Here is a 1,469-nt window from a genome sequence, read left to right on the forward strand (position 1 = left end):
CGCGCGACCTCAGCCGACGACCTCGCCCGCGAGACCCGGCGCTTCCTGCACCGCAGACAACGCCAACCCCACATCGTCTGCGGCTACTTCGCGGCACGCCACGTCCGCTACACGATCCAATAGGAAACCCATCAGTTTCGCCTCAATAGAGCGTGAACTCCGGCCAGGCCGACCGCCAGGTCCGGACGATCACCGGGTAGCGTTTGCCCAGGCCAGAGGCATCGAACTCGTCAAGGGCCTGTTCGGCTGCTTGCTCGGTTGGCGCCGTGCAGATGGTCTTCAGGGCCGGAATGAGCTTGGGGTGGTCCCGGACCGAGGAGAGTCTGAGCGAGGCTCTGGTCAGGTGGATCACGCAGGTCTGGACGGTGGCCTGGGCCAGGTCCCGGTGACTGCGTCGGGCAGGCCCCTCAACCCGTCGCAGATGACGATGCAGACGTCCTCAATGCCCCGGTTCCGCAGTTCGGAAAGGACCGCGATCCAGGTGGTGGCGCCCTCGCCTTCGGCTCCCACCCACAAACCGAGGACGTCTTTGCGGCCGTCCATGTCGACGCCGACGGCCAGGCAGACCGGCTTGGAGACCACTGATCCCGACTGGATTTCACCCACAACGCGTCGATGCAGATGATCGGCCAGATCGCGTCGAGGGGCCGGTTCTGCCAGGCCGCCAACTCGTCGATCACGGCGTCGGTGACCTTGCTGATCAGATCGGGGCTGACCTCGACCCCGTAGATCCGGGCCAGGTGGGAGCGGATGTCGCGCACGCTCATCCCGCGCGCCTAGAGGGAGAGGATCCGGTCGCTGAACCCGGCGAGCCGGCGGGCGTTCTCCGGGACCAGACGCGGCTCGAAGCCGCCGTTGCGGTCCCGGGGCACCGCCAGCGTGACCGCGCCGGCATCGGTGAGGACCGTCATGGGCGAGGTCCCGTTGCGGGAGTTTCCCGACCGTGACCCGCAAGGTCGCCGCGTTCAGCCGAGGTGTTCGCTCATCTCGGCTTCCAGGACCCGCTCCAGCACGGCCTTGGTGATCTCCGTCAGCAGCCCGCCCTCGCCCAGCAGGGCCGCCCCCGAAGCATCAGCCCTGTCGAGCAGCCGCTCGACGACCTTGTCGACCATCTTGTCGCCGGCCGCCATCGAGGTGACCGGTTCGGTCTCGTCCGCCATGACTCGTCCGATCCGCCTGACCCAAGGACCCGAGGCCGAGCCCCGGGCCAGGCTGTCATGTCACGGACTTACACGATCTTTCAGACACGCTCTCAACGGGCTTCACCGCGGTCAACCATGCCCGCGACGACTCCGAGATCCTTTACGGGACAGCCCTTGGCTGACGCCTGCTCTGCGGTACGCCCCGCCGAGAACGGCGGGGCGTACCGCAGAGCAGGTCAGACACCCCATGTCGTTCGGTGTCAAGCGGCATGGGGTTAAGCGTGGTGGGACCAGGCGGTCGCTTCGTCGTAGCGGGTGCGGGTTTTG

General features: G+C 67.2%; 1 pseudogene. It reads right to left on the bottom strand.

Features of this window, described 5'->3' with window-relative positions:
* Positions 1-145 precede the first annotated feature (145 nt).
* Positions 146-1,130, bottom strand: a pseudogene (locus tag ABTY04_RS40940) (IS256 family transposase); the annotation flags it as partial.
* Positions 1,131-1,469: the final 339 nt, after the last annotated feature.

Origin of the sequence: Streptomyces sp. NPDC097981 (genome assembly GCF_040302565.1) — a bacterium.
Taxonomy (GTDB): Bacteria; Actinomycetota; Actinomycetes; order Streptomycetales; family Streptomycetaceae; genus Streptomyces.